At 59.5% G+C, this 1,488-nt stretch carries 4 protein-coding genes; 3 read left to right on the forward strand and 1 reads right to left on the reverse strand.

Features of this window, described 5'->3' with window-relative positions; genetic code table 11:
- The 3 genes from VN622_07670 to VN622_07680 all read left to right on the forward strand — a co-directional run.
- The coding region (locus VN622_07670; protein HWR35730.1) for a TerB family tellurite resistance protein at positions 1 to 469 on the forward strand (469 nt) is incomplete at its 5' end.
- A gap of 77 nt (positions 470 to 546) precedes the next feature.
- On the forward strand, positions 547 to 789 hold the full coding sequence (locus tag VN622_07675; GenBank protein HWR35731.1) for a DUF433 domain-containing protein: 243 nt from the start codon (positions 547 to 549) through the stop codon (positions 787 to 789).
- Positions 786 to 1,145: a DUF5615 family PIN-like protein gene (locus VN622_07680; protein ID HWR35732.1), complete on the forward strand. Its 360-nt coding sequence runs from the start codon at positions 786 to 788 to the stop codon at positions 1,143 to 1,145. Before VN622_07675 ends, VN622_07680 begins: the two co-directional genes overlap by 4 nt.
- 78 nt (positions 1,146 to 1,223) lie before the next feature.
- Here VN622_07680 and VN622_07685 read toward each other — a convergent pair.
- Positions 1,224 to 1,488: DinB family protein (locus VN622_07685; protein ID HWR35733.1), on the reverse strand; the 265-nt coding region annotated here is incomplete at its 5' end.

Here is a 1,488-nt window from a genome sequence, read left to right on the forward strand (position 1 = left end):
GGACGCGGTTCGCGAGATTGTGGATGCGCTCGATCGCATCGACGAGGATCGGGCGTGCTTCATCGCGTCATTCGGCTACATTCTCAGCCGGGTGGCCAACGCCGACCGGAACATCAGCCCCGAGGAAACCGAGGCCATGGAGCGGATCCTGGTGGCCCAAGGCCAGCTATCCCCGGAGCAGGCCGAGGTTGTGGTGAAGATGGCGAAGCTGCGCAGTGAGCTGTTCGGCGGAACGGACAACTTCCTGGTGACACGCGAATTCCGCCGCATCGCCACGTACGAGCAAAAGCTCGCGCTGCTGGACTGCCTGTTCGCGGTATCGGCGGCCTCCGAGGATATCTCGATGGCGGAGAATAATCAGATCCGTCAGATCGCCAGCGAACTCGGGCTTGAGCACAGCGAGTTCATACAGGTGCGGCTTGGGTGGAAGGATCGGCTGTCGGTACTGAAGCGGGATTTGCGGGGGTGAGGTGCGGGAATTCGCGCGAGTGATTCCAAAGGCGACGTGCATCTTCTGACGTGCGCCCAAGCGGTAGAATCGAATTTATGGAGAACTGGAAAGAGCGAGTGAGCGTGAATCCGGCGGTTTGCCATGGCAAAGCGTGCATTCGCGGGACCAGAATCATGGTCTCCGTGATTCTGGACAACATCGCTGCTGGTCTCGACCGTTCCGAGATTCTTGCCAGCTATCCTTCGTTGCGGCCCGAAGATATTCGCGCCGCACTCGCCTACGCGGCGGAATTGGCCCGTGAGGGCGCCATCGACCTCCCGTTTGAGCTGAGCGCGTGACGTTTAAAACAGATGAGAACCTCCCATTAGAAGCGGCTGCGGCGCTACGCGAGTCTGGCTTGGCGGTAGAAACTGTCTGGGATGAGAAGCTGTCGGGCTCCGATGATCAGACGTTAGCCGCCCGAGTACGAAGCGAAGGCCGGATTCTGCTCACACTTGATCTGGACTTCGCCAATATCCAGGCCTACCCGCCGGACCAACATCCTGGAATCATCGTGTTGCGACTCAAGAGCCAGGACAAAGCCACGGTCGTCACGTACGTGCGGAGGACTGCGGCGGCACTGGCACATCGGAACCCAGCTGGCGAGTTGTGGATCGTTGAAAACGATCGCATTCGCTTCCGACACGGCAGGTGAATCGGCACTCCAAAACAGCCCGGCGCAGCCCCCCGCAAAGATCCAGACAGGGCATTCTCCGGGAAAACCAACAATGCGTCAGGTCCGCGCGGCTTCCATCATCTTTCGCAGGAACATTAACTGCCCCAGGTGATACGCGTTGTGGTCCGCCACTACCAACGCCTCCCGGAGTAACGTCTGCCCTTTGCCGTGAGGGATTTTTGCCAGCAGATCGTGCTTCGTATCGGCAACGAGCTCCTGCATCTCCTTCATATCTTTCTGGAACTCTTGCACGCTCGTCTCCCAGGCCTCGTCACTGGGCGGCGCCTCGGTTGCCGGCCAGTAATCATCGGGGAATTTCTTG

It is taken from the genome of Clostridia bacterium, assembly GCA_035561135.1.
Taxonomy (GTDB): domain Bacteria; phylum Acidobacteriota; class Terriglobia; order Terriglobales; family Acidobacteriaceae; genus DATMYA01.